At 73.0% G+C, this 24,876-nt stretch carries 23 protein-coding genes; 10 read left to right on the forward strand and 13 right to left on the reverse strand.

What is annotated here, in order from left to right; all coding sequences use genetic code 11:
• Positions 1-30: 30 nt before the first annotated feature.
• Positions 31-1,635 carry a phospholipase D family protein gene (locus ABT123_RS00230; RefSeq protein WP_351307355.1) on the reverse strand — a complete coding sequence of 535 codons (1,605 nt, stop codon included), beginning with the start codon at positions 1,633-1,635 and terminating at the stop codon, positions 31-33.
• Positions 1,636-1,968: 333 nt separating this feature from the next.
• Here ABT123_RS00230 and ABT123_RS00235 point away from each other — a divergent pair, with 333 nt between their 5' ends.
• On the forward strand, positions 1,969-3,447 hold the full coding sequence (locus ABT123_RS00235) for an FUSC family protein (protein WP_351308170.1): 1,479 nt from the start codon (positions 1,969-1,971) through the stop codon (positions 3,445-3,447).
• 39 nt (positions 3,448-3,486) lie between these two features.
• On the opposite strand, the gene ABT123_RS00240 is transcribed toward ABT123_RS00235, so the two are convergent.
• Complete coding sequence (locus ABT123_RS00240) at positions 3,487-5,778, reverse strand: HelD family protein (protein ID WP_351308173.1); 2,292 nt, start codon at positions 5,776-5,778, stop codon at positions 3,487-3,489.
• A 150-nt stretch (positions 5,779-5,928) separates the two neighbouring features.
• Here ABT123_RS00240 and ABT123_RS00245 point away from each other — a divergent pair, with 150 nt between their 5' ends.
• The 4 genes from ABT123_RS00245 (at position 5,929) to ABT123_RS00260 (ending at position 9,283) form a co-directional block, all read left to right on the forward strand.
• A complete protein-coding gene (locus tag ABT123_RS00245; RefSeq protein WP_351307358.1) occupies positions 5,929-6,270 on the forward strand; it encodes a thioredoxin family protein in 342 nt (113 codons plus the stop codon).
• A gap of 38 nt (positions 6,271-6,308) precedes the next feature.
• Positions 6,309-6,875, forward strand: coding sequence for a GNAT family N-acetyltransferase (locus ABT123_RS00250; protein WP_351307361.1), 567 nt, complete (start codon positions 6,309-6,311; stop codon positions 6,873-6,875).
• A gap of 137 nt (positions 6,876-7,012) precedes the next feature.
• Positions 7,013-8,149, forward strand: a complete 1,137-nt coding sequence (locus tag ABT123_RS00255; RefSeq protein WP_351307364.1) for a nitric oxide synthase oxygenase — start codon at positions 7,013-7,015, stop codon at positions 8,147-8,149.
• 51 nt (positions 8,150-8,200) lie between these two features.
• Positions 8,201-9,283, forward strand: a complete 1,083-nt coding sequence (locus tag ABT123_RS00260; protein WP_351307367.1) for a lactonase family protein — start codon at positions 8,201-8,203, stop codon at positions 9,281-9,283.
• Positions 9,284-9,375: 92 nt separating this feature from the next.
• On the opposite strand, the gene ABT123_RS00265 is transcribed toward ABT123_RS00260, so the two are convergent.
• From ABT123_RS00265 to ABT123_RS00285, 5 genes are all read right to left on the reverse strand, one after another.
• Positions 9,376-10,305 carry a sirohydrochlorin chelatase gene (locus ABT123_RS00265; protein ID WP_351307370.1) on the reverse strand — a complete coding sequence of 310 codons (930 nt, stop codon included), beginning with the start codon at positions 10,303-10,305 and terminating at the stop codon, positions 9,376-9,378.
• A gap of 111 nt (positions 10,306-10,416) precedes the next feature.
• Positions 10,417-11,103, reverse strand: coding sequence for a uracil-DNA glycosylase (locus tag ABT123_RS00270; RefSeq protein ID WP_351307373.1), 687 nt, complete (start codon positions 11,101-11,103; stop codon positions 10,417-10,419).
• A gap of 11 nt (positions 11,104-11,114) precedes the next feature.
• Positions 11,115-12,206: a WD40/YVTN/BNR-like repeat-containing protein gene (locus ABT123_RS00275; protein WP_351307376.1), complete on the reverse strand. Its 1,092-nt coding sequence runs from the start codon at positions 12,204-12,206 to the stop codon at positions 11,115-11,117.
• 48 nt (positions 12,207-12,254) lie between these two features.
• Complete coding sequence (locus ABT123_RS00280) at positions 12,255-13,622, reverse strand: FAD-dependent oxidoreductase (protein WP_351307379.1); 1,368 nt, start codon at positions 13,620-13,622, stop codon at positions 12,255-12,257.
• A 101-nt stretch (positions 13,623-13,723) separates the two neighbouring features.
• A complete protein-coding gene (locus ABT123_RS00285; protein ID WP_351307382.1) occupies positions 13,724-14,368 on the reverse strand; it encodes a DUF305 domain-containing protein in 645 nt (214 codons plus the stop codon).
• A gap of 76 nt (positions 14,369-14,444) precedes the next feature.
• On the opposite strand from ABT123_RS00285, the gene ABT123_RS00290 reads away from it, so the two are divergent.
• Positions 14,445-15,911 (forward strand): LVIVD repeat-containing protein, encoded by a 1,467-nt coding sequence (locus ABT123_RS00290; RefSeq protein WP_351307385.1) that lies wholly within the window; start codon positions 14,445-14,447, stop codon positions 15,909-15,911.
• A 39-nt stretch (positions 15,912-15,950) separates the two neighbouring features.
• Here ABT123_RS00290 and ABT123_RS00295 read toward each other — a convergent pair whose 3' ends face one another.
• From ABT123_RS00295 to ABT123_RS00310, 4 genes are all read right to left on the reverse strand, one after another.
• Positions 15,951-16,613, reverse strand: coding sequence for a TetR/AcrR family transcriptional regulator (locus ABT123_RS00295; protein WP_351307388.1), 663 nt, complete (start codon positions 16,611-16,613; stop codon positions 15,951-15,953).
• A 37-nt stretch (positions 16,614-16,650) separates the two neighbouring features.
• Entirely contained in the window at positions 16,651-17,382 is a 732-nt protein-coding gene (locus ABT123_RS00300; RefSeq protein WP_351307391.1) for a phosphatase PAP2 family protein, read from the reverse strand.
• 35 nt (positions 17,383-17,417) lie between these two features.
• Entirely contained in the window at positions 17,418-18,353 is a 936-nt protein-coding gene (locus tag ABT123_RS00305; protein ID WP_351307394.1) for a M56 family metallopeptidase, read from the reverse strand.
• Between the two features lie 123 nt (positions 18,354-18,476).
• Positions 18,477-18,935, reverse strand: coding sequence for a DUF5134 domain-containing protein (locus ABT123_RS00310; protein ID WP_351307397.1), 459 nt, complete (start codon positions 18,933-18,935; stop codon positions 18,477-18,479).
• Positions 18,936-19,047: 112 nt separating this feature from the next.
• Between ABT123_RS00310 and ABT123_RS00315 the strand changes: the two genes are divergently transcribed.
• Positions 19,048-19,581, forward strand: a complete 534-nt coding sequence (locus tag ABT123_RS00315) for a GNAT family N-acetyltransferase (RefSeq protein ID WP_351307400.1) — start codon at positions 19,048-19,050, stop codon at positions 19,579-19,581.
• A 40-nt stretch (positions 19,582-19,621) separates the two neighbouring features.
• Here ABT123_RS00315 and ABT123_RS00320 read toward each other — a convergent pair whose 3' ends face one another.
• Both ABT123_RS00320 and ABT123_RS00325 read right to left on the reverse strand, forming a co-directional pair.
• Positions 19,622-20,305 (reverse strand): glycerophosphodiester phosphodiesterase, encoded by a 684-nt coding sequence (locus ABT123_RS00320; RefSeq protein ID WP_351307403.1) that lies wholly within the window; start codon positions 20,303-20,305, stop codon positions 19,622-19,624.
• A 202-nt stretch (positions 20,306-20,507) separates the two neighbouring features.
• Positions 20,508-21,128, reverse strand: a complete 621-nt coding sequence (locus ABT123_RS00325) for a PadR family transcriptional regulator (RefSeq protein ID WP_351307406.1) — start codon at positions 21,126-21,128, stop codon at positions 20,508-20,510.
• A 50-nt stretch (positions 21,129-21,178) separates the two neighbouring features.
• Between ABT123_RS00325 and ABT123_RS00330 the strand changes: the two genes are divergently transcribed.
• The 3 genes from ABT123_RS00330 to ABT123_RS00340 all read left to right on the forward strand — a co-directional run bounded on the left by ABT123_RS00330 (position 21,179) and on the right by ABT123_RS00340 (position 24,855).
• Entirely contained in the window at positions 21,179-22,327 is a 1,149-nt protein-coding gene (locus ABT123_RS00330; RefSeq protein ID WP_351307409.1) for an LLM class flavin-dependent oxidoreductase, read from the forward strand.
• Positions 22,324-23,370, forward strand: a complete 1,047-nt coding sequence (locus ABT123_RS00335) for an alpha/beta hydrolase (protein ID WP_351307412.1) — start codon at positions 22,324-22,326, stop codon at positions 23,368-23,370. Before ABT123_RS00330 ends, ABT123_RS00335 begins: the two co-directional genes overlap by 4 nt.
• A gap of 81 nt (positions 23,371-23,451) precedes the next feature.
• Positions 23,452-24,855: a DUF6421 family protein gene (locus ABT123_RS00340; protein ID WP_351307415.1), complete on the forward strand. Its 1,404-nt coding sequence runs from the start codon at positions 23,452-23,454 to the stop codon at positions 24,853-24,855.
• Positions 24,856-24,876 lie beyond the last annotated feature (21 nt).

The raw sequence follows: 24,876 nt of genomic DNA on the forward strand, positions 1-24,876 counted from the left end.
TCAGGATTCGTCAGTACTCGTGAATAGTCGTCAGTACTCGTTGCGGATCCGCAGGCCCAAGGGCCGGCCGTCCGGGTCGACCAGGAGGTGGTGCAGCGGGCGGGCGAGTGTCCTCGCCGGGTACGACAGGGCGGGCGGGACGTACGCGCGCAGCCGGCCGGGCGGCCTGGGCCCGCGGCAGCCGCCCGCGTACCAGCCGTCCAGCGAGGCGGCGGTCGCCGCGAAGGCATCGAAGGCGGCCACCGGATCGCACAGCGCCGCGGCGGACTCCCCAGGGGCCTCCAGGTGCTCGAGGGAGAGATCGAGGCGCAGCTGCCGGGCGAATGAGCGAGCGCCGTCGGCCAGGCCTGCGGGGTCGGACGGCTGCCGCGGGTCCGGGCTCTCGTCGAGCACGGCGCAGCCGAGCTCCGAATCGTGCGTCCAGGAGCGCAGGTTGACGTTGTCGGATCCGACCGAGGCCCACACGTCGTCGATCACGCACACCTTGGCGTGGACGTAGACGGGCGTGCCCTCCGGATTCTCCAGCCCGTAGACCGCGACCCGCCCGCCGGCCGCCCGGCGCAGCCGTTCCAGGGCGGTGATCCGCCCGATCAGGTGCATCGGCAGGGCAAGCCGGCCGTCCTCCTCGGGGACCGAGGGGATGACCGCGATCAGCCGCAGCTCCGGATGCTCGCCCAGCGCCCGGGCGAAGTGCTCCACCACCCGGGCCGACCACAGGTACTGGTCCTCCAGATAGACCAGCGCCCGGGCCCGCCGCAGGGCCTTGAGATAGCCGCGGGCGATGCTGCGTTCACCGTCGGGGGCGAAGGGGTACCCGCGGAGCAGCCGGTTCGGATACGTGCGCAGCAGCTGCACGGTGTGCGTGCCGCAGGGCGCGGGATCGGGCAGCTGCGGCGGCAGCCGGTCCGCCTCGATGTCCTCGTGGTGCAGCAGCTCCCGCAGCCGGGTGAGCGGGCTGCGGGTCAGCGGGGAAGGATCGTCCCAGCGCTCGCGGAAGCCCGCCTCGACATCGCCGACGACCGGTCCGCGCAGCGCGAGCTGGACGTCGTGCCAGGGCGGGTGCGATCCGTAGACGGCGGCCATGGCCAGCGACTGGCGGTCGCCGCGGTGGGCGGCATCGTCGTTGCGGTTGTGGCACAGGTCGATCCCGCCGACGTACGCCACGTCGAGCTCGGGGCGGCCGGGGTGGCGCAGCACCACCAGCTTCTGGTGGTGCGAGCCGCCGGGGCGGACCCGCATGTCGAGCAGGCATTCACCGCCCGCCGCCTGGATCTCCTTGCCGAGGTGGCGGTTCTCCCGCTGGCTGAACTGCAGACTGTCCAGGTGGGACCGCCAGAGCAGCCCTTTGACGATCACCCCGCGCTCGGCCGCCGCCGCGAGGACCGCCCCGATCTCGGTTCCGGGTCCGTCGAGCCGTTCGTCGGGATCGCCGCGCCAGTCGGTGAACAGGAGCAGGTCTCCCGCCCGCATGGCCCGGATCCCTGCCAGGAGCTCCTTGAAATAGGTGGCACCGTGTACCAGGGCGCGGGCCTGATTGCCCCGTGACCACGCCGTGCCATCGGGGTGGCGCCTGTCCAGGCGCGTCGCGGGGTTGCCGCGTTCCCCGGCCGCCAGCAGCCAGTCGGTGTGTTCCACACCCGCCTCCTCCGGCCCGCAGTCCGGCCCGGCGTCTACCCGCTGCGCGCCGCCCCACCCGGACCACCGGCCGTTGGCGCATCGCCGGCCACCTACCAGCCGGTTCGACTGGGCCAATGGCCCACTCGATCCGGTGCGGCTTGAGCCAATGCTCTCTACATGTTTATCTGTGTCGTATCCATGTATCTTCGGCGCCGCGCAGCGCCGGGTCGGCGACGAGGCCGGACCGGACCGCGGTGCCTTCGTCGTGCCTGCGGGCCGCCCACCACCCCGGGCGGACGCCGGGACGGCGCGCATCACCTGCAAGGGGGGCGGCACACCGCCGTGAAGAGGATGTTCGTGGCTCCGGATCCGGGGCTGTTCAGACTGAGGAACTCGGCCCGTGCCGTGATCGGCGTCGCGCTCGCCGTCACCCTGGCGGAACTCGCCGGGCTCTCCCTCACCGCCTCCATCACCGGAGGACTCGCGGCCCTGCTGGCCCTCTTCACCGTCACCGACGCCACCGTGCGCGCCCAGCGGGTGACCACCGCTCTGCTGCCCGCCGTCGGCTTCCCCGTGCTGGCCCTCGCCACCACCCTCCACGGCACACCGCTGCTGCGCGACGCCGCCTTCCTCGCCGTGGTCTTCTGCGGGGTCTACGCCCGCCGCTGGGGCCCGCGCGGCCATGCACTCGGGATCTTCGCGTTCATGCAGTTCTTCGTGACGCAGTTCCTGCACGCCGCCCCCGCCCAGCTGCCCGAGCTCTACAAAGCCGTCGCCCTGGCCCTGATTGCGGCCGGAGCCGTGCGCTACCTCCTCTGGCCCATCGAGCGGCGCACCCCGCCCGCCGCCGCGCCTCCCGGCCTGCCCGGCACCGGACTGGCCCGTCCCACCACCCGGCAGGCCTTCCAGGCCACCGCCGCCTGCGCCTTCGCGCTCACCGTCGGCCAGCTCGTCTCCGCGGACCGCTGGTACTGGGCCGTCGGCACCGCCTGGTGGATCTTCGTCAACACCGCCTCCCGCGGCGAGACGCTGGTCCGCGGCTTCCGCCGGGTCCTCGGCACCGTCACCGGAATCGCCGCCGGCCTGCTGATCGCCGTCCCGCTGCACGGCGCCCCCACCCCCACCGCCGTCCTCGTCGCCGTCTGCGTCTTCGGCATCTTCTACACGGCCGCCCCCTCCTACTCCTGGATGATGTTCTTCGTCACCGTGATGGCGGGCCTGCTGTACGGGCTGCTCGGCGTGCTCCACCCCGGCCTGCTGCTCCTCCGCTTCGAGGAGACCGCGCTGGGCGCGCTCGGCGCCGCCCTCGCCGTGGCCCTGATCCTGCCCGTCACCACCCATGCCGCCAACGACGCCTGGATCCAGCGCGCCCTGCACTGCGTACGGGCGGCCACCGCGGCCTCGCTCCGGCGGCTGGACGGGGACCCCGAGGCCGACCCGGCCCCGCACGCCGCCGAGCTGGAGCTGCTGCTCGGCCGGGTGCGGATGGCCCTGGCCCCGCTGGTGCACCCGCTGAGCCCGCTGCGGGCCCGCAAGGCGCGGGCCCGTCAGGTGCTCGCCCTGCTCGACGACTGCGCCCGCGAGGTACGCGGCCTGGCGGCCGTCGCCGCCGACCCGCAGGCCTCCCACGACGCCCGCCTGGCCGCCGCCTGCTGGCGGGTGGAGGCGGCCGTGGAGGCCCTCACCGGCGACGGCACCCCCGCGGTACCACAGCAGCGGCCCGTTGCCGACGCCCCCGCCCTGGCCCACCTGCACGGCCTGGAGCACGCCCTCGCCGCCCTGGCCGACCCGCTGCGCACCGACCCGAGGTCCCCGCTGGTCGGCGCCTGACCTGAGCCCGGCCCGCGCCCCCGGGCCAGGGCCCCGGACTCAGCCCAGGCCCGCCGGGAGCCGACCGGTGTGCAGCACGCCCAGCCGCTGGGTCGCCCGCGTCAGGGCCACGTACAGATCGCTGGGCTGCTGATCGGCCGGCTCCACCACGATCACCGTGTCGAACTCCAGCCCCTTGGACTGGCGCGGATCCAGCAGCACCACGCTCCGCGTCAGATCCGGCTCCTCGCCCGCCCGCACCCCCGGCAGCGCCCCGGCCAGTACGCCGTGCAGCGGGCGCGGCGCAATCACCGCGAGCCGCCCCTCGGCCGGCATCCCCTCCGCGACGGCCGCCGCCACCGCCCCGGCCAGGTCCGCGGCGGCCGGCACGGCCCGCACCCACGGCCGGACCCCGGTGGACCGCACCGAGCTCGGCGGTTCGAAACCGGGCTGCCGGGCCCGCAGCACACCCGCCGCCAGCTCCATGATCTCGGCCGGCGTGCGGTAGTTCACGGCCAGCCGCACCATCTCCCAGCGGTCCCCGACGTACGGGGCGAGGATCCGCTCCCAGGAGCCCAGCCCCGCCTCGTCACCGGTCTGCGCCGGATCGCCGACCAGGGTCATCGACCGGGTGGGGCAGCGCCGCATCAGCAGCCGCCACGCCATCGCCGACAGCTCCTGCGCCTCGTCCACGATCAGGTGCCCGAAGGCCCAGGTGCGGTCGGCGGCGGCCCGCTCGGCCGTGGTGCGGTGGTCCGCCTCCTCCTGGCGATCGGCCATCCGCTCGGCGTCGATGATGTCGTGCGCGGCCAGGTACTCGCTCTCCATGTCCTCGAACTCGTACGACTTCGAGCCCTCGGACAGATCGAGCACGCCCTGCGCGTAGGCGATCCGCTCCTGCCGCTCCCGCTCGGCCGCCGCCTGCTCCGCACTGTCGTCGTACCCGAGCAGCTCGGCGGCCTCGTCCAGCAGCGGGATGTCGGCCACCGTCCACCCGCCCCGGGCACCCTCGACGCCGCCGCCGGCCGGCCGCCGGATCAGCTCCGCCTCCGCCGCCGAGACGTGGGTGGGGTCCGCGAGGAACTCGGCGACCAGCTGCTGCGGGGTGAGCGCGGGCCACAGGGTGTCGATGGCGGCATGGACGGTGGCGCTGGTCGCGATCTCCTTGCCGAGCTGGGCGATGTCGTCCGGGCCGAGCAGATTGGGCCCGCCGTACGGGTCCGCGCCGAGTCGGTCGGCGAGCTGCTCGGTCAGCGAGTCGATGATCCGGAAGGCGAAGTAGGGGCGGGCCAGGTTGTGCGGCAGTCCGGTGGACCGGGCCCGGTCCCGGGCCTCGTACGCCATCGAGCGGTCCAGCAGCAGGGTCCCGTAGTCGTCGTGGTCGATCTCCAGGGCCGGCTCCGGCAGCACCTCGCTGTCCTCGCCCGCTCCGGCGGGCACCGTCTCCGGCAGGGTCTGCCGGTCGCGCACCACCGCGGCCAGCACCTCGGCCATCGAGGCGCGGCCCTTGACGGCCGCGGCGCCCGGCCGGTCGGTCCCGGTGGCCCGGACCCCGGGGAACAGCTCGCCCAGGGTGGCCAGCAGCACCCCCGTCTCGCCGAGGGCCGGCAGCACCTCCCCGATGTAGCCGAGGAAGGCCGGGTTGGGGCCGACGATCAGCACCCCGCGCCGGGCGAGGGACTCACGGTGCGCGTACAGGAGGTAGGCGGCCCGGTGCAGGGCGACCGCCGTCTTCCCGGTGCCCGGCCCGCCCTCCACCACGAGCACCCCGCGGTGCGGGGACCGGATGATGTGGTCCTGCTCGGCCTGGATGGTGCGCACGATGTCGTGCATGCGGCCGGTCCGGGCGGCATCCAGCGCGGCGAGGAGCACGGCGTCCGCGTCGGCCCCCTCGTGGCCGGTGCGCTCGGCGTCGGTGAGGTCCAGGATCTCGTCGTGCAGGGCCGTCACCTCACGGCCCCGGGTGGTCAGGTGCCGGCGCCGGCGCAGGCCCATCGGGGAATAGCCGGTCGCCAGATAGAACGGCCGCGCGACATCCGCCCGCCAGTCCAGTACGAGCGGGGTGCGCTCCGCGTCGTCCTGCCTGATTCCGATACGTCCGATGTGGTGGTCGCGACCGTCGGAGAAGGTGAGCCGGCCGAAACAGAGCCCGTTTTCGCCCGCATTCAGCGCGGAAATCAGGCCGGATTGCTCGGCCACCAGGACATCGCGTTCCAAACGCGCCTGAAAGCCCTCGCCGTCCGTCAGCAGAGCCTCGCGCATCGCCCGTTCGGCCTGGTCACGCAGGTCGTCGAGGCGTGCGTAGAGCTCCGTGATGAAGTGCTGCTCATTCCGGAATTCCTCGGTTGACAATTCCACTCCCGCCGCGATACAGTGTCCTCGTAAGCCTCTTCACATCCCCGTTTCTGGCAGGGTGTGAAACATCAAATATACGCAGATGATTGCCCTGGCCGTCAATATCGGTCGGGGTATTTTTGTGCCGCGGGACCCGGGAGTATGCCGATGGTGAGCCATGTCCACCAGCCGCTCGAGGACGCCGAATTTGAGTTCGTCCTCACCATGGCGGCCGGCACCCCCGTCCTGGCCTTCTTCCGCGGCAGTTGGCCCAAGGCCGTGGAGGCCTGCCGCGCGATGGACCCGGTGCTCCGCGACACCGCCCGGGACTACGACGGCCGGCTGACCGCGATCCGGGTGGACATGACCCGCTGCCCCGCCGCCACCCGGCGGTACGAGGTGGCCTCCGCACCCACAGTGGTGCTGATCAAGGACGGCGCGGCGGTGGCCACGCACGCCGGCCCCCTGGACCGCGCCGGACTCGCGGAGTTCCTCGACGCCGCCCTGTGACCGGTACGAGCGCGGAGGCGAGCGCGTACGGTCGTCGGATGACCACCGCACCGCTCATCAGCTACCGGCTCGCCCGCCCCGAGGACGCGGCAGCCATCGAATCCCTCGACAGTTCCTTCACCACCCGCAGCGTCTTCGAGGCCACCGCCTCCGACACCGGGTTCGTGCTCCGCGAGGTCCCCGTCGATCCGCCCCTGCACAAGGCGTTCCCGCCCGAGGAGCACGACGAGCAGGAGATCGGCGAGGACACCGCCGCCGACCGCCGCACCTTCGTCGCCGTCGACGAGGCCGACGGCGGCCGGCTCTGCGGATTCGCCGCGGTCGGCTACAGCCCCTGGAACCGCCGGCTGACCGTCGAGGACATCGAAGTCGCCCCCGCCCACCGGGGCATCGGCATCGGCCGCACCCTGATGGAGCACGCCGTCGGCTTCGCCCGCGAGCGCGGTGCCCGCCACCTCTGGCTGGAGGTCTCCAGCGTCAACGCCCCCGCCGTGCACGCCTACCGGCGGATGGGGTTCGTCTTCTGCGGCCTCGACACCACCCTCTACGACGGCACCCCGGCGGCCGGTGAGCAAGCCCTGTACATGGCGCGCCCCTTGGGCTGACCGTCACTCCAACGGGTGGTCCGGTCAGGTCTGCCCGGCGGCTCTGACCTGCGGGATGTGCAACGGGTGATGGCGAACCGCACATTCATCCGGCATGTACAGGGTGGATCTGGCCGGACAGGGGGTATCGGCCCGGAATGGAAATGCTGCAACAGCTCTCGACGACCGCTCAGGTCTGGGCAGAGGCCGAGGAATTCATCCGCCTCTTCCACCGCGAGAACCCCGGCACGGGCGATCCCCGGGACCGGCTCGCCGCCGTACGCCAGGAGCTCGAGGACACCGGAACCTACCGGCACACCCACGAAGAGCTCGTGCACGGCGCCCGGGTCGCCTGGCGGAACAGCAACCGCTGCATAGGCCGCCTGTACTGGAACTCCCTGCGGGTACGCGACCGCAGGGAACTCACCGGCGGCGACGAGATAGCCGCCGAGTGCGTCGAGCACCTGCGCGACGCCACCAACGGCGGCCGGGTCCGGCCCACCATCACGGTCTTCGCCCCGGACGTCCCCGGGCGGCCCGGCCCGCTCATCTGGAGCGAACAGCTCATCCGGTACGCCGGATACGGCGACCACCCCTCCGTCACCGTCGGGGACCCCCGCAACCGGGAGCTCACCGAGGCCCTGCGCGAACGCGGCTGGCCGGGCGGCCCGGGCACCCCCTTCGACCTGCTCCCCCTGGTCGTCCAGGGCTGCGACGACAAGCCCCGGTGGTTCGAACTCCCCGCCGACGCTGTCCTCGAAGTGCCCATCGAGCACCCGGACGACGACCACTGGACGGACTGGGGACTGCGCTGGCACGCGGTGCCCGCGATCTCCAACATGTGTCTGGAGATCGGCGGCATCCACTATCCCGCGGCCCCCTTCAACGGCTGGTACATGGGCACCGAGATCGGTGCCCGCAACCTCGGTGACGAGGACCGCTACCACCTGCTGCCCGGGGTGGCCCGCCGGATGGGGCTGGACACCTCCAGCGACCGCTCGCTGTGGAAGGACCGGGCGCTGGTCGAGCTCAACCGGGCCGTCCTGCACTCCTTCGACCGGGCCGGGGTGACCATCGCCGACCACCACACCGAGTCCCGGCGCTTCCTCACCCACCTGGAGCGGGAGGAGCGCAGGGGTCGTGAGGTGGGGGCCGACTGGTCCTGGATCGTGCCGCCGATCTCCGGCTCCGCGACCCCCGTCTTCCACCGGACCTACGAGGACCGGCAGCAGAGCCCGGCCTATGTCCATCACGAGGGCGCGGAGGACCGGGCCCGGGGGCGGGATTTGGTCTAGACCTTCTGTTACCGTCGGCTCCTGACATCCACCGGTGGAGAGGGGCGCAGGGTGACTGGACGGGAAGGTCGGGCCCGGGTGGGCCAGGTGCAGGAAGGCCGGGTCTACATCGGCTCGTTCACATCGGCGGGCGGTCGCGGGATCACCACCGCGGCCGTCGACGGCCGGACCGGGGCGCTCACCGTCCTCGGCAGCACCGATGCCCTGCCCGACCCCTCGTACCTGGCCCGCGGGCCGCACCGCCTCTACGCGGTGAGCGAAGCAGAGCACGGCCTTGTACAGGCCTTCGCCCTCGACGCGGCCGGGCTTCCGCACCCGGCCGGCCCGCCGGTCCCGGTGGCGGGCGCCGGCCCCACCCACCTCGGCCTGGCCGGGTCCTGGCTGCTGACCGCGAACTACACCTCCGGCAGCGTCAGCGCGCTCCCGGTCCGGCCGGACGGCACCCTCGGCGGACCCGCCGCGGTGCTCACCCACCGCGGCTCCGGGCCCGATCCGGAACGCCAGCAGAGCCCGCACGCCCACCAGGTGCTGGCCGACCCGTCCGGCCGCTGGGTGCTGAGCGTGGACCTCGGCACCGACTCGGTACGGATCTGCGCCCCGGTCGCCCCGGACCCGGGGGCCGGTGCGCCGAGCGTGCACGCGGAGGTGCGGCTGCCGCCGGGGAACGGCCCCCGGCACCTCGCCTTCCACGCCTCCGGCGCCCTGGTCTACGTCCTCAATGAGCTGAGGCCGCTGCTGACCGTCTGCCGCTGGGACGCGACTGCCGGGTTCCTGGAACCGGTCGGAGAGGTTCCGGTGGCTCCAGAGGGCGCTCCAGGGTCTGCACGGGCCTATCCCTCGGCGATCGTCGCCTCGCCGGACGGCCGGTTCCTCTGGGCGGCCGTCCGCGGCACCGACACGATCGCCGTGCTCGCCACGGCCGGGAACCCGGCGGAGCCGCAGCTCACGGCCACCGTGCCGGTCGGCGGCCGGTGGCCCCGCGACCTGGCCCTGGACCCGTCCGGGCAGCGGCTCTACGCGGCCAACGAACGCTCCGGAGACGTCACCTGGTTCGCGGTGGACCCGCAGACCGGGCTGCCGCACCGGGCCGGATCGGTGCCGGTGCCCGCCGCGAGCTGCGTGCTCTTCGGCTGAGCCGGCCCGCCGGCCCCACCGGCACCCCGTACGTACGAGGGCCCGCCTCCGGAATCCGGCGGCGGGCCCTCGCAGGTCTGCGGGCGGCGGGGTCAGTGCGCCCCGGAGCCCTGGGTGATGCCGAGCGCGGCGGAGTACTGGGCCACCGCCAGCTTGCCGAGCGCCGGGTAGGCGCCGAGCACCTCGGCGGTCGCGCAGTCGGCCTCCTTGCAGGCCGTGTCCAGCAGGCCCTCGGCGGCCTCGGGGCCGATCAGGTACGGGGCCAGCGCGAGCTGGGTCGAACCGGAACCGCGCAGCTGCTCGGCGACCGCGGCCACCGAGCCCTCCTGGTCCAGGGCAGCCGCGATGACCGGCACCGCGAGGCGGGCGGCCAGCAGCATGCCGGTGATCCCGGCGGCCTGCACGGCCTCCTCGCCGCCGGTGGTGGCCAGGATGATGCCGTCGGCGGCGGTCGCGACGGTGAACAGCCGGGCCCGGTCGGCGCGGGCCAGGTCGGCCTCGGACAGCCGGACGTGCAGGGCTTCGGCCAGCAGCGGGTGCGGGCCGAGGACGTCGGTCAGCTCGGCGGCGGCCGTGGAGTCCATCAGCGCCCGGCGGATCCGGCGCAGCAGGTCGCCGTCGGGGCCGGCCAGCAGCGGCACGACCACGGCGTCCGGGCCGGTGGGCGCGGGCACCTCCTGGCCGGTGGCGCGGGCGAACTCGGCGCGGGCGTTCCGCTCGTCCGCGACCGCGGTCAGCACGGCCGAGAGGGCCGGGAACTCCGGGGTGCCGTTCTCGTCGGGCAGGTCACCGTCGAGGTAGCCGATGCGGGCGTCCAGCCCGGGCAGCTCGGAGCGGCCGATGCTGAGGATCTCCTCGGCGAGGCTCCGCGAGGCGGCCGACGGGACACCGGGCACGGCGAGCACCAGCGCGGGCGCGTTCTCGGGCGCCACCGCGGGCTCGGGACGGCGGTGCCGTCCGCTCGGGCGGGGTCGCGGCATTCGTACGGGCAGGCCGTTCGCGGGGCCAGTGGGGGTGCTCATGGCGCCGCATGCTACTGGCTTTCCCGGATTGACTGTTCGGGCAGGGTTCATATGAGCGGCATCTGTCCGTATTTATCCGGTGAATATCACATACGGTCAAGAGTTCAACGGTCAACCGACGGGCGGCAGGCCCCAGTCCACCGGCTGGGCACCCTGACGGACCAGCAGGTCATTGGTCCGGCTGAACGGCCTCGACCCGAAGAAGCCGTAGTCGGCGGACTTGGGGGAGGGGTGCGAGGACTCGACCACCGGCAGCTCGCCGAGCAGTGGCCGCAGATTGCGGGCCGCCCGCCCCCAGAGGATGGAGACCAGCGGCTTCCCGCGGGCGGCCAGCGCCCGGATCGCCTGGTCCGTGACGGCCTCCCAGCCCTTGCCCTGATGGGCGTTGGACCGGCGCGGAGCGGTGGTCAGCGAACGGTTCAGCAGCAGCACGCCCTGCCGGGTCCACGGGGTCAGGTCGCCGTTGGCGGGCCGTCCGGTGCCGAGGTCCCGGTGCAGTTCCAGGAAGATGTTGTCCAGGCTCGGCGGCACCGGGCTGACCTCGGGGGCCACCGAGAAGGACAGTCCGACGGCATGGCCGGGGGTGGGATAGGGGTCCTGGCCGACGATGAGCACCTTCACCTCGTCGAAGGGCTGCTGGAAGGCGCGCAGGACGTTCGCGCCGGAGGGGACGTAGGTCCGGCCGGCCGCGATCTCGGCGCGCAGGAAGTCGCCCATCGCGGCGATCTGTCCGGCCACCGGTTCCAGGGCGCGTGCCCAGCCCGCTTCGACGATTTCGTTCAGAGGTCGTGGTGCCACGGACGATCACTCTAGTGGCCGATCACCGCTGCCCGCACACACAGGACGTCGGGCAGGTGCGAAGCGAGCAGCTGCCAGCTGTCCCCGTCGTCCGCGCTCGCGTACAGCTCGCCGTTGCGGTTGCCGAAGTAGATGCCCGCCGGGTCGGCGTCGTCGGTGCAGAGCGCGTCGCGCAGCACCGTGCCGTAGTGGTCCCCGGCCGGCAGCCCGGCGGTCAGCGGCTCCCAGGTGGCGCCCGCGTCCCGGGTGCGGAAGACCCGGCAGCGGTGCCCGGCCGGGACCCGGTCGGAGTCGGCGTTCAGCGGGAAGACGTACGCCGTGTCCGGGCGGTGCGGGTGGGCGGCGACCGCGAACCCGAAGTCAGAGGGGAGCCCCGCCCCGATGTCGGTCCACTTCAGGCCGCCGTCGTCGCTGCGGTAGACGCCCCAGTGGTTCTGCAGGTAGAGGCGCCGGGTGTCCCCGGCATCCTGGGCGATCTTGTGCACGCACTGCCCGTACTCGGGGTTCGGGTCGGGCAGGAACACCGCGGACACCCCGCGGTTGGACGGGGTCCAGCCGGCCCCGCCGTCGGTGGTCCGGAAGACCCCGGCGGCAGACACCGCGACGGTGACCGCGTCCGGGTCGGCGGGGTCGGTGATCACCGTGTGCAGGCCCTCACCGCCGCCGCCGGGCACCCAGTCCTTGCGGCTGGGGTGCTCCCACAGGGGCCGCACCAGCTCGAAGGACGCGCCCCGGTCGGTCGAACGGAACAGCGCAGCCGGCTCCGTCCCGGCGTACACCACGTCCGGGGCCTCCGGCCCGGCCGGGTGCAGCTGCCAGACCCGCTCCAGGGAGGCGCCGGTGTCCTGGGGGAACTTCACCGCCGGGGTCGACGGCTCCTGCCAGGTCGCGCCGAGGTCGTCGGAGGTGAACACGGAGGGGCCCCAGTGCGCACTGTCCCCGCTGGCCAGCAGCCGTGGCACCGGACCGCGCCGGTCCACGGCTACCGCGTAGACGGCCTGGGCGTTGAAGTGGGGGCCGTCGAACTCCCAGGGCCCGCCGTCCCTGCGGCGCCCGATGAAGAGTCCTTTGCGGGTCCCCGCGAGCAGCAGTACCTCGGTCATGGCCGGTACACCTCCGGACGTCCTCGCCCCCCCGGAACCCGGCCCAGCCTAGCCAGCCGACGCCGGGTCCGCCGCGTGGAGCAGGGTCGGCCAGTCGGGGATCTTGACCGAGCGGCGGCCCAGGGAGCTGCCCAGATCCGCCTCCGCCCGTTCGATCGCCAGCCAGCCCGGCCACTCCACCGGGTGCAGCCCGGCCGCGCGCAGGGCGGGCAGCGGGTCGGCCGGGAGCTCCCGGGCGGCCAGCGCCGGGGCGTCCTGGAGCAGCGAGGAGGCCGTCTCCTTCGCGCACGGGCGGTTGGTGCCGATCACCCCGGTCGGGCCGCGCTTGATCCAGCCCGCCACGTACTCGCCGACCGAGGCCCGGCCGTCCCGCAGCACCCGCCCCGCCGCGTGCGGCACCGTGCCGCGGCCCGCGTCGAACGGCAGGCCCGGCAGGGCCACGCCCTGGTACCCCACCGACCGCAGCACCAGCTGGGCCTCGATCTCCTCGTATGTGCCGGTGCCGGTCACCCCGCCGCGTCCGTCGGCGGCCGGCACGGTCCGCTCGAACCGCACGGCGCGGACCTGGCCGGATCCGTCGCCCAGCAGTTCCACCGGGCGGAGGAAGAACCGCAGCTCGATCCGCCGGTCCGCGTCACCGGGCGGGTCCTCCGCCCAGCCCCGCAGCACCTCCACATTGCGCCGGTTCACCGCGGGCAGCGCGGCGGCCGGGTCCGCGTACGCCGGATCGAGGGCCAGCTCGGCCGGGTCCACCCCGACCGCGACCCCCGGCAGGGTGCCCAGCTCGCGGAGCTCCTTGGTGGTGAACTTGCCCTGGGAGGGCCCGCGCCGGGCGACCATCCGGACCGCGCGCACCCCGCTGCCGGCCAGCGCCCCCAGGGCCGGCTGGGGCATGTCCGTGGGCAGCAGCTCCGCCTCGCCCCGGGCCAGGATGCGGGTCACGTCCACCGCGACGTTGCCCGCCCCGATCACCACCGCCGACCGCACCCCGGGCAGCCGGAAGTCCTCCCGCTCGGCATCGGGGTGCGCGCTGTACCAGTTGACGAACGCGGTGGCCGAATGCACCCCCGCCAGGTCCTCGCCGGGAATGCCGAGCAGTCGGTCCCGGGCCGCGCCCACGCAGTACACCACCGCGTGGTACAGCTCCAGCAGCCGCTCGGTGGGCAGCTGCTCCCCGCCGACCTCGACATTGCCGAGGAACCGGATCCGCTCGTCCTCCAGGACCCCGCGGAGATTGCCCTGAAGCGACTTGATCTTCTCGTGATCGGGGGCCACCCCGTACCTGACCAGGCCGTACGGGGCCGGCAGGCGGTCGAGTACGTCGACCCGCACGCCCGGCACCTCGCGCTGCTGGACCAGCGTCTGCGCGGCATAGACCCCGCTCGGGCCGGAACCGACGACGGCGACACGAAGCACGGCGGAGCTCCTTTTCGCAGGTGTCTCCCAGCATGACACCGCGGCCCCGGCGCGTCAGCCCGCCGGACCGGACCGGAGGCGACGGGTTCGGTCCGGTCAGGTCAGCCCATGCCCCGCATCCGGTGGATCTCCGCGCTCTGCTGGGCCACCACGTCGTTGGCCATCTCCTCCACGGCCACGTTGTTGCCGCCGGACAGCGCCTCGCCCGCCATCTTCAGCGCCCCCTCGTGGTGCGCGATCATCAGGCGCAGGAACAGCCGGTCGAAGGCCTCGCCCTTGGCCGCCCGGAGCTCCGCCAGCTGCGCCTCGGTCGCCATGCCTGGCATGCCCGCATGGTTGTGACCGCCAGCGCCGCCGCCGGGGGCCGGATGCTTCTGCAACCACCCTTCCATGGCCCCGATTTCGGGCTTCTGGGCCGCCGCGATCCGTTCCGCGAGCCGCTTGACCGGGTCCGCCGAGGCCCGCTCGGGCGCCAGCGCGCTCATGGTCAGCGCCTGCCGGTGGTGCTCGATCATGCCCTGCACATAGCCGAAGTCGGCGGCATTGGGGCTGTCGTCGGGGCGTTCCCGGGCGGCCTGTTCGGGGGAGAGGGTGCGGGACTTCTCACCGGGCTTGCCCGGGGCGATGACCGCAGGCCCGGAGGCGTCCTTGCGGTCCTCGTCCTGGCATGCAGTGAGCCCGAGCACGAACAACGCGGCAGCGACCGCACCTGTGAAACCCCGGAGAAACCCCTTTGCCATGTCCATGAAGGGGAAGATACTGCCGGGGTCCACGTTCCGTTCCCATGAAGAACGGATTGAAGGGACTCTTAGGGAGGGCACAGTGACCTCGACGCACCACACCCGTGTGCGACGCAGGAGGCTGGGGGTGGCCGCCTCGGCGGCCGGTCTGCTGGCCACGCTCCTGGCGGCCGGACCGGCGTCCGCGACTCCGGACCCCGGCGATGCACAGCGGTCCCCGGGTGCGCGGATCGCCGCCGGCGAGACGCCCGGCGTACCCGGCCAGGACGAGATCGTCCACAGCCGCAACATCAAGCACCTCGCGAACATCCCGAGCACCAACCCCGACGGCATCGAGACCGACATCGCCTTCCAGGGCGCGTACGCCTACGCGGGCAGCTACGACGGTTTCACCATCTACGACATCCGCAATCCGAAGACCCCCAAGACGGTCACCCAGGTGCTCTGCCCGGGCGGCCAGAACGACATCTCGGTCGCCGGGGACCTGCTCTTCCTCTCCACCGACTCCTCGCGCAGCGACGACTCCTGCAACAGCGTCTCGCAGCCCGCCACCGAGAAGTCCTCGTGGGAGGGCATCAAGATCTTCGACATCAGCGACAAGAAGAACCCCAAGTACATCAAGTCCGTCGAAACGGCCTGCGGTTCGCACACCCACACCCTGGTGCCGGACGGCCGCGACATCTACGTCTACGTCGCCTCGTACTCGCCCAACGACGCCTTCCCGGACTGCAAGCCCCCGCACGACGGCATCTCCGTGGTCAAGGTCCCGAAGAAGGCCCCGACCAAGGCCGCGGTCGTCGGCTTCCCCGTCCTCTTCCCGGACGGCGGCAACCCGGGCGCGCCCACCAACCCGGGCGTGTCGAAGACCACCGGCTGCCACGACATCACCGTGCTGCCCTCGAAGAACCTCGCGGCCGGCGCCTGCATGGGCGACGGCATCCTCTTCGACATCAGCAGGCCGGAACAGCCCCGGGTCATCGACCGGGTGCAGGACAACACGAACTTCGCCTTCTGGCACTCGGCCACCTTCAACGAGCGTGCCAACAAGGTGGTGTTCACCGATGAGCTCGGCGGCGGTGTCGGCGCCACCTGCAACGAGGCCACCGGCCCGAACCGGGGTGCGGACGGCATCTACGACATCACCGGCCGCGGGGACGCGCGCAAGCTCGTCTTCCGCAGCTACTTCAAGATCCCGCGGCACCAGGCCGACACCGAGAACTGCGTGGCCCACAACGGCTCGCTGATCCCGGTCGGCGGCGGTCGCGACATCATGGTCCAGGCCTGGTACCAGGGCGGCCTGTCGGTGTGGGACTTCACCGACTCGGCCCGGCCGAAGGAGATCGCCTTCTTCGAGCGCGGACCCGTCGACCCGAGCGCGCTCACCCTGGGCGGCTCCTGGTCGGCGTACTACTACAACGGGCACATCTACTCGAACGACATCGCCAAGGGCCTCGATGTGCTGAGGCTCGACGACTGGCGCACCGACAGCGCCAAGCGGGTGCGGCTGGACCGGCTCAACGTCCAGACGCAGCCCGACTACCGCTGGTAGCGCGGCCGGCCGACCCGGCCCGTTCCACCGGGAGCACGATCACCGGCGGAACGGGTCCGGGGAGGCCGCCGCCCCACCCTGAGGCAACGTTCCGTCAGGCGGGCAGCACCCGTCCGGCGGAACCCCCATCCCCCAGTCCAGCCCGTAGCGCTGGAACAGCTCCGCCCGCAACCGGGCCGCCTCCATCGCCGCCCCCGGCAGCAGGACCGCGAACACCGCGCCCATCAGCAGGGCGCGGAGCATCGGATAGTCCCGATCCGCGTCCGCCGAGCCGTGCCGGGCCACCGTGTCCCGCAGCAGCTCCGCCAGCCGCTGCTGCTCCGGGCACTGCACGAACCCCTCGGCCTGCAGGATCCCCGCCATGTGGGTGCGCATCAGCAGCGGCTGCGCCAGGGCCAGCCCCAGGATCGAGTCGATCGCCCGGGCCAGCCGCTCCCGCCCGCACTCCGACCGGGGCTCCCGCTCCAGGGCCGCATAGAGGGTCTGGTGCATCAGCCGGTGCACCGCCGACTGCAGCAGCTGCCGCTTGCCGGGGAAGTAGTACGAGACCAGGCCCCGGGCGGAGCCCGCCCGGTCGGCGATGTCCCCCAGGGTCGTGGCCTCGTACCCCCGTTCGGCGACGAGCTCGACCGTGGCCTGGAGCAACCGCTCCCGTGAGCGTCTCCGCAATTCTTCATTGACCGGTGCGCTGCGCGGGACCATGCTTACTCCTGCGTTGACTGGCTCCCAGCCAATATACTCAGCGCACCGGCCCATCGGTGCTCGGCGACGCGGGGGATCGCCGAGCACCGGTGCGTGCCGTTCCGGCCTGCCCCGACAGCGCCAGTGCTGCGATCGCCGCTCCCAGCAGCCAGCCGCCCAGCACATCGGACGCCCAGTGCACGCCGAGGAAGATCCGGGTGAACCCGACCCCGAGGACCGACAGCACCGCCGCCGCCCCGGCCGCCCACACCACCCAGGCACCGCCCCCGTCCGCCCGGGCCCGCGGCACCAGCCACAGCAGCAGTCCGCACACCATGGTCGCGGTCAGCGCATGCCCCGAGGGGTAGGCCGCATAGTCGGCCGAGTCCACCGGGTCCGGCCACACCGGCCGCTCCCGTGCCACCAGCAGCTTCACCCCCTGCTGCACCACCGCCGCCACCACCATGGCCAGCAGGAACCGCACCGCCAGGGCCCGTTCCCCGCGCCACCACAGCCAGCAGCAGGCCGTCAGCAGCACCGCCCGCATGGTCCACGGGTCCCAGACCCAGTCGGTCAGCACCCGGCTGGCCGAGACCAGCCCCGGATGCGCGACCGCCTGCGCATGCCAGGCCACCGCGATCCGCCCGTCGTACCGGACCAACGGCCGCCACTCCAGCGCCACCAGCAGCGTCAGCACGGCCGCCGCCACCGCCGCACACCACCCGGCCGCGGCCACGGTGCCGGCCCCGGCCCACCGCAGACCTCCGCCCCGCGTCCCAGGGAATCCCATGGGGCGGATCCTCGCACCGGCCGGCGACCGCACCCCTACGTCAGCGCCGACAGCCCCGGCACGAAAGCCACCAGCAGCGGCACCGCGGGCACCAGGGCCGCCGTGGCCGTCAGACCCAGCCGGCGGCTCGCCGTCAGCCGCGGGGCCGCCGACAGCAGCCGGCGCACCCGCTGCGGGACATGCGCCTCGGGAGTCCCGGAGGGCCCGAACACCCCCCGGTCCTCGTTCAGCCCGACCAGGGCCAGCGCCACGGTCAGCCGCCCGAACCGGCGCGAGGCCACGTCGTCGGCCGCCAGCTCCACCAGGTGGTGCATCCCGTCCCGGAACGCCGCGAACACCGGCACCTGGGGGAACGCCCCGGACAGGGCCCGTGAGCAGTGCAGCAGCCAGTCGTGCCGGGCGGCGGCATGCCCCTGCTCGTGCGCCAGTACGGCATCCAGCTGACGGCCCTTCAGCCGACGCAGCGCAGCCGTGGTCACCACCAGCTGCGGCGCCGCACCCGGCAGCCACCAGGCATCCGGCCGGTCGCCCTCCAGCAGCACCAGCCGTACCCCGTCCGGGTCCTCCCCGGGCAACAGCGGGGCCCGCAGCAGCAGTTCGGAGTGGCGGGCCCGGCGCCGGGCCCGGGCCCGCAGCACCTCACCGGTCAGCATCGCCGCCGTCCATGCCGCCCCGCCGGCCAGCACCAGTGCGGTGACGGCCGCCCACGGCCCGCCCGGATCCAGCGCATAGGCCTCGACCACCCCGTGCGGGGCGGAGGCGAACAGCCGCCCCCGCACCGCCTGCCAGGCGGCGGCAGCACTCAGCACCATCGACAGCCCCAGGCACAGCAGCACCGCGGCCACCACGCACTGCCACACCCACAACGCCACCACGGGTTCCCGCTCGGGCCAATCGGCCCGGGCCAGCAGGCGCGGAGCCAGCACAGCGGTCAGCAAGCCGAGCAACAGGAGAACGGCGGGGACCATCATGGCCGCCAGCCTACGAGCGCACGACTACCTCCCGGTACGGCACGGACGCATTGGTGACGCAGGACACGTTTGCCCCACCGGGCCTCCGGGCCGCGCCCCGGGCCGCCCCGCCGGGCCCCGTCCTCACAGCGTGAGCAGCATCGCGAACATCCCGATCCCCATGGCGAGCCGGCAGGCCCCGGTCAGCCCGGCAGGCCCGCCCGCCAGCCGGGAGCCGCCCCACAGCACATAGCCGGAGTAGTAGACCAGCAGCCCCCCGGTCAGCGGCGGCACCTCCGGCCACAGCGTCATGTGCACCATCGCCAGCGAACCCACCAGATGGTGCGCATGGTGCCGGCCGTGGCGCAGCTGCCACACCGCCTGTACCGAGGCCGCGCAGAACACCGCCCCCAGGGCCAGGTGGACCGCCCGCCCCGCGCCGCCCAGCGGCAGGGCCATCGCCGCCATCCCGAAGCCCATCACGGCATCCGCCCGGCCCTCGGCGCTGCGCCCGCGCAGCAGGCAGTACCCGCCGCTGACCGCGCACAGCAGTGCCAGCAGCCAGGACAGCACGGGGGCGACGGAGCCGACGGAATGGTGCACGGCAGAACCTCCCGGTTCGACGGTGACACCGGAAGAGATGCCCGCACGGCGTCGGCCGCACGCCGGGCCGGGTTAGGCTTCGGCGAGCCGGACCGCACGAACGGAGCCACCGATGACCACTCCCGCCGCCCTCACCTTCCGCAGCGCCGTCGACGCGGACGTATCGGCCCTGGTCGGGCTGGTGGAATCGGCGTACCGGGGCGAGGCCAGCCGGGGCGGCTGGACCACCGAGGCGGACTACCTGGACGGCCGGCGCACCGACGAGGCGGGGGTGCGCGAGGTCATCGAGAAGCCGGACTCCCAGCTCCTCGTGGTCGAGCGGGACGGCACGCTGGTGGCCTGCTGCCAGCTCGAACACCGCGGCGACCACGTCTACTTCGGCATGTTCGCGGTCCGCCCCGGACTCCAGGGCGCCGGCCTCGGCAAGGAGATCCTGGCCGAGGCCGAGCGGCGCGCCGGGGAGGACTGGGGCGCCAAGGAGATGCGGATGACCGTCATCAACGTCCGGGAGGAGCTCATCGCCTACTACGTGCGGCGCGGGTACCGCCGCACCGGCGAGCTGAGCCCCTTCCCGTACGGGGACGAGCGGTTCGGCCTCCCGCGCCGCGAGGACCTCGCCTTCGAGCTGCTGGTCAAGTCGCTCTAGACGCAGACGCAGACGCAGGCGGAGAGGCAGGCGGAGCGGCTCAGGCGGTGAAGCGGCCGGTCAGCCGGATCTCCGGGAAGTCGGTGGCCGCACCGTCCAGTTCGAGGGCCCGCACCAGCCGCAGCTGCTCCTGGGTGTTCACGGTCCACCCGGTCACCCGCAGGCCCGCCGTGTGCGCGGACTCCACCGTCTCCAGGGTCAGCCGCCGGATGTTGAGAGCGACGGTTTCCGCACCGGCGGCCAGCGCCCGGTCCACGATGTCCTCGCCGTACCGGCTCGCGGTCAGGGTGGTCCGTACGCCCGGCACCAGGCGGGCGATCTCGGCGATCGAGGCGTCCTGGACGGAGGAGACCTCCACCCGGGTGGTCAGGTCCCGGCGCAGCATCAGCGTGGCGAGGGCCCGGGCCGCGGTCCGGTCCGCGATCCCCACCTGAAGCGGGGCCCGCACCGCGTCGAGGACCTCCTCGAGCAGCGGGACCCGCTCACCGAGCCCGGCGTCGAGCTCCCGGAGCTCGGCGAGGGTCAGATCGGCGACGGCGCCCGAACCGTCCGTGGTGCGGTCCACCTCGGGATCGTGCAGGACGACCAGCGCGCCGTCCTTGCTGAGCTGCACATCCAGGGCGATGACGTCCATGCCGGAACGTTCCGCGCGAACGAAGGACCGCAGGGTGTTCTCCGGTTCGACACCCATGACCCCGCGGTGACCGATGGTGAGGAAAGTCAAGGTTCTCTCGCTTCCGTCGACGGCGGCTCCCGGGAGCGGGCCGGTGTCCCGACCGGTCCGCCCCATGGAGGAGGCATGCTAGTGCGCCCGGCAAGCGATGAGACCGTGCGTGCAGCGGCCCGACAGGGCCGTCCGGCCGGTTCCCGCCAAGGGCTTCCCGCCCTCGGCACGGCCCCGGAGCCGCCCCGGCGGCCCGACCGTGTCACCCGGCCGTGGGCGCGTCCCCACCGCCTTGACCCGGACCCGCGGAAGCCTCCAGCCCTGTGATGTCGGAGAGCAGTGCCTCCGCCAGTTCCAGCTCGGCCAGATGCTGCCGCTCGCTCCAGCGCAGCGCGAGCACCGGGAACGCCCATTCCTGTACATCGGCCGCCTGCTCCAGGGCCTCGCGTACGGCTGCCAGCTCGGCCAGCGTGCGCTCCCGGTGCTCCGCCACCATGGCCCGCAGCCGCTCCGGCTCGGCCAGGTGCCCCAGCCAGACCCGCAGCAGCAGCCCGTGCTTGAGCACCGGCGGGCCGGCCTCGGCGGTGTCCGCCGCCCAGCCGGCCAGCGCCTCGCGGCCCGCGTCGGTGACGGCGTAGCGGCGCTTGGCCCGGGCCTCCTCGGGGCCGGAGCGCTCGGAAGCGGCGTAGCCCAGCTCCTCCAGCCGGCGCAGTTCGGCGTAGATCTGGCTGATGGCCGGCGACCAGTAGAAGAAGCGGAGGGAGGAGTCGGCCCACTTCTTCAACTCGTACCCGGTCCGCGCGCCCGGGAAGGAGAGCAGGCCGAGAACGGCCCAGGCGGTCGGTGGAAGGTCTTGCTTCTTCGACTTCTGACTACTAGTCATATGACGAATTGAAGTAAGGCGGGACGTGGGACGCAACCCTGGAGGCACCGTTGAAATTCTCCGTCATCTTTGAGGCTCAGCTGGCCGACCCGACCGTCGAACGCGAGCACCAGGTCATCCGCGACTGCGTGGAGCAGGCCGTCCTCGCCGAACGCATGGGCTTCGACCGCATCTGGGCGGTCGAGCACCACTCGCTGAAGTGGTACTCACACTTGAGCGCTCCGGAGATCTTTTTGACCTGGGTCGCGGCCAGGACGCACACCATACGCATCGGCCATGGCGTGGTGTGCATGCCCTTCAACTTCAACCATCCCGCCCGGGTGGCCGAGCGGGCCGCCATGCTCGACCTCCTCTCCGGCGGCCGGCTCGACCTCGGAGCCGGCCGGGGCGGCACCGAACAGGAGACCTCCCTGTGCGGGGTCGACCGGAACCGCACCGCCCAGGAGGTCGAGGAAGCCCTGCGGATCATCGGCAAGGCCTGGCAGGAGGAGGAGCTGGAGTACCACGGCGAGCTGATCGACATCGGACCGCACCCGATCCTGCCGCGCCCCGCCCAGACCCCGCACCCGCCGCTCTTCCTGGCCTGCAGCCGCGAGGAGACGCTGGTGCAGGCCGCCGAGTTCGGCATCGGCGCCCTGGTCATGGGATTCGCGGGACCGGAATCGATCGCCGGGATGCGGGCCGTGTACGACCGGGCGATTGCCGGGCGGGACGGCAGCCGACAGGTCTCCACCGTGGTCAACGACCACTTCTCGGTGCTCTGCCCGACCATCGTCCTCGACGATCCGGCGGAGGCCCGCCGGATCGGCATCCGCGGCCAGCGCTTCTTCGCGCAGTCCATCGGTCACTGGTACGGGGGTGCCGGGATCCCCGACGAGGCGGTGGTCCCCGGCACCGACGAGGCGGCCGTCCTGCGGCAGGCCGCGGAACAGGTGGTGGCCCGGCTGCACGAACAGAACATCCCGGTCCGCCCCACCGCCACGGCCACCTTCCACGCCGACCACGCCTATGGCAGCGCCGAGGAGGCGATCGCCTATGTGGAGCGGCTGCGGGAGGCGGGCGCCGACGAGATCATGTGCCTGATCCAGATGGGCACGGTGCCGCAGGAAGCCTGCCTGGAGACCCTGCGGCAGTGGGGCGAGAAGGTCATCCCACACTTCCGCGAACCGGTCGCGACCACCCCCGGGAGCCGGGCATGAGTGGGCTCGGGCGTCCCGGCGGGGCCGATCCGGAAGGGGGTGCCGGAGGCGGCCGGCTGGATCCGGGGGCTCGGCCCTTTGTCGCGGCGCTCAGCGCCGTCTTCCCGGACGTGGGGGGAAGCGTCACCGACGCCGGCGAGGCCCGCCGGATTCTCGCCGCCGCGCCCCGGCTGCCCGGGCGCCCGCCCCAGGTGGGTGCTGTGGAGGACCGGACTGTGCCCGGGCCGCCCGGTGCCCCGCCGGTGCCGGTCCGGGTCTACCTGCCCGACCCCGACGAGTGGCCCGGTCCCCGCCCGACCGTGGTCTTCGCCCATGGCGGCGGCTTTGTCCTCTGCGACCTCGACACCCACGACGGCACCGCCCGCACCCTCAGCCGGGCGGCCGGCGCGGCCGTGGTCTCGGTGGACTACCGGCGCGCCCCCGAGCACCCCTTCCCGGCCCCCGTCGAGGACGTCCACGCCGCCCTCTGCTGGGCCGGGGCGCACCTCGGGGAGCTCGGCGGCGACCCGGACGCCCTGGTGGTCGCCGGGGACAGCGCCGGCGGCAACCTCGTCGTGGCCGCGCTGCTGCTCGCCGCCGAGCGCGGCGGACCGCCGGTCGCGCTCCAGGTGCTGATCTACCCGGCACTGGCCGCCGCCATGGATTCCGCTTCGTACGTCCGTAACGCCGTGGGCTACTACCTCACCACCGCCCACCTGCGCTGGTTCTGGCGGCAGTACCTCGGCCCGGCGGGCGACGGCCGGGACCCGCTGGCCTCCCCGCTGAACGCCGGGCCCGAGGCCGTCGTACGACTCCCTCCGGCGCATGTGGTGGTGGCCGGATGTGATCCACTCCAGGACGACGGGCAGGCCTGGCACCGACTGCTGCTCGCCGCCGGCGTTCCGTCGGCCCTTGACGCCCACCCCGGGATGTTCCACGGTTTCCTCGCGCTGCCCCGCGCCCTCCCGGCAGCCCGGGCCGCATGGGAAAGGCTGGGCGGAGCCATCGCTTCCACCGTGAAACACGGGAAGACTTCCGGTGGATCTGGGGGGTCAGCAGGATAATTTTCGGCTTCCCCCCTTGAGAAGGAGAGCCTCGCATGCATACGCTGTCTTGACGTGAGGTTCTCCTGTGGAGGAAGTGACATGACGGAAACTCTTGTGCCGGGATTCGGCGGGGCCGCGATAACCGCCGGTGCGCGCGTGGTGGACCACCCCGCGTGGCCCGCGCTCAAGGCCGCCGTGGAAGAGATTCGGCCTTGGCAGTCCAAGGACGGTTCGATCGACTTCGAGGCGGAGGGCGCCCCCGCCCTGTCCGTCGCCCAGGACGCCGTGATCCGCGTGATGGCCGCTGTCGAGGAGCTCTCCCCGCTGCTGCCGCACGCCACCGCGTACCACCAGGCCCTCGTCGCCGACCTGCGCAAGTGGGCCGAGGGCGGGTTCCGGGTGCCGGACTTCCTGGACTCCCTGCTGGCCTTCCACCCGGCCGCCGAGCGTGCCGACGGCCTGCAGCACCTCGTCGTGTTCCCCATGTACACGCAGAACGGCAACCCGGACCGCAACATGGAGGCCGTCGTCCTCAAGATGGTGTGGCCCGAGTGGCTCGCCGAGCTGGAGCGCACCCGGTACGACAACCCGCTCTTCCTCGGCATCACCTTCGAGGACTTCACCGCGGGCTACGACACCAACTCCGCCGTGCTGTTCCCGGAGACCATCGCCGTCCGCGAGGCCCCCGAGCGCTTCACCTGGGGCGGCATCTTCTGCGACCGCGAGGCCGCCCGCTTCCGCAAGGTCACCGAGGCCGCCGTGGACACCCTGGGCATCGAGCTGCCGGCCGACATCGCCGCGATGATCACCGACCAGGAGCGCTGCGAGAAGGCCTTCGTCCTGTGGGACATGGTCCACGACCGCACCCACAGCCACGGCGACCTGCCCTTCGACCCCTTCATGATCAAGCAGCGCCAGCCGTTCTGGATGTACGGCCTGGAGGAGCTGCGCTGCGACCTCACCGCCTTCAAGGAGGCCGTGAAGCTGCAGGCCGAGGGGAATGAGCACGGCCGCGACGTGCAGTACGCGGTGCTCTTCGACCGGATGTTCCGCTTCCCGCTCTCCGGCGACCGGGTCCGCAACTACGACGGCCTCGGCGGCCAGCTGCTCTTCGCCTACCTGCACAAGCACGACGTGGTCCGCTGGACGGACAACAAGCTGCGGATCGACTGGGAGCGCGCCCCGCAGATCACCAACCAGCTGTGCGGCGAGATCGAGGACCTCTACCGGGCCGGCATCGACCGCCCGAAGCTGGTGCACTGGTTCAAGGCGTACGAGCTGGTCTCCACCTACCTCGCCCCGCACCCGGGCTCCAAGTGGGCCAAGGGTCCCGACGCCCTCGACCTGACGCAGCCGCCCCGGAAGCTTGTGGACGACGTGCTTCCGGACGAGTTTCCGCTCAGCATGTTCTTTGAGGCGCTCGCCAAGAAGCTCAAGGGAGTGATCGCCTCCACGAAGGGCATCACTGCGCGCACCGACGAGAAGGCCGAGGCCGCCGCGTGAGCCCTCGCCCTCAGGAGGCTG

Source organism: Streptomyces sp. NPDC002054 (assembly GCF_040296685.1).
Lineage (GTDB): Bacteria > Actinomycetota > Actinomycetes > Streptomycetales > Streptomycetaceae > Streptomyces.

Coding starts and splice junctions, on each gene's coding strand:
- ABT123_RS00325 (WP_351307406.1), bottom strand. CDS start 21,128: ATGACTAGTAGTCAGAAGTCGAAGAAGCAAGACCTTCCACCGACCGCC.
- ABT123_RS00275 (WP_351307376.1), bottom strand. CDS start 12,206: ATGACCGAGGTACTGCTGCTCGCGGGGACCCGCAAAGGACTCTTCATC.
- ABT123_RS00250 (WP_351307361.1), top strand. CDS start 6,309: ATGACCACCGCACCGCTCATCAGCTACCGGCTCGCCCGCCCCGAGGAC.
- ABT123_RS00305 (WP_351307394.1), bottom strand. CDS start 18,353: ATGATGGTCCCCGCCGTTCTCCTGTTGCTCGGCTTGCTGACCGCTGTG.
- ABT123_RS00315 (WP_351307400.1), top strand. CDS start 19,048: ATGACCACTCCCGCCGCCCTCACCTTCCGCAGCGCCGTCGACGCGGAC.
- ABT123_RS00245 (WP_351307358.1), top strand. CDS start 5,929: ATGGTGAGCCATGTCCACCAGCCGCTCGAGGACGCCGAATTTGAGTTC.
- ABT123_RS00335 (WP_351307412.1), top strand. CDS start 22,324: ATGAGTGGGCTCGGGCGTCCCGGCGGGGCCGATCCGGAAGGGGGTGCC.
- ABT123_RS00265 (WP_351307370.1), bottom strand. CDS start 10,305: ATGAGCACCCCCACTGGCCCCGCGAACGGCCTGCCCGTACGAATGCCG.
- ABT123_RS00255 (WP_351307364.1), top strand. CDS start 7,013: ATGGAAATGCTGCAACAGCTCTCGACGACCGCTCAGGTCTGGGCAGAG.
- ABT123_RS00340 (WP_351307415.1), top strand. CDS start 23,452: ATGACGGAAACTCTTGTGCCGGGATTCGGCGGGGCCGCGATAACCGCC.
- ABT123_RS00235 (WP_351308170.1), top strand. CDS start 1,969: ATGTTCGTGGCTCCGGATCCGGGGCTGTTCAGACTGAGGAACTCGGCC.
- ABT123_RS00285 (WP_351307382.1), bottom strand. CDS start 14,368: ATGGACATGGCAAAGGGGTTTCTCCGGGGTTTCACAGGTGCGGTCGCT.
- ABT123_RS00300 (WP_351307391.1), bottom strand. CDS start 17,382: ATGGGATTCCCTGGGACGCGGGGCGGAGGTCTGCGGTGGGCCGGGGCC.
- ABT123_RS00295 (WP_351307388.1), bottom strand. CDS start 16,613: ATGGTCCCGCGCAGCGCACCGGTCAATGAAGAATTGCGGAGACGCTCA.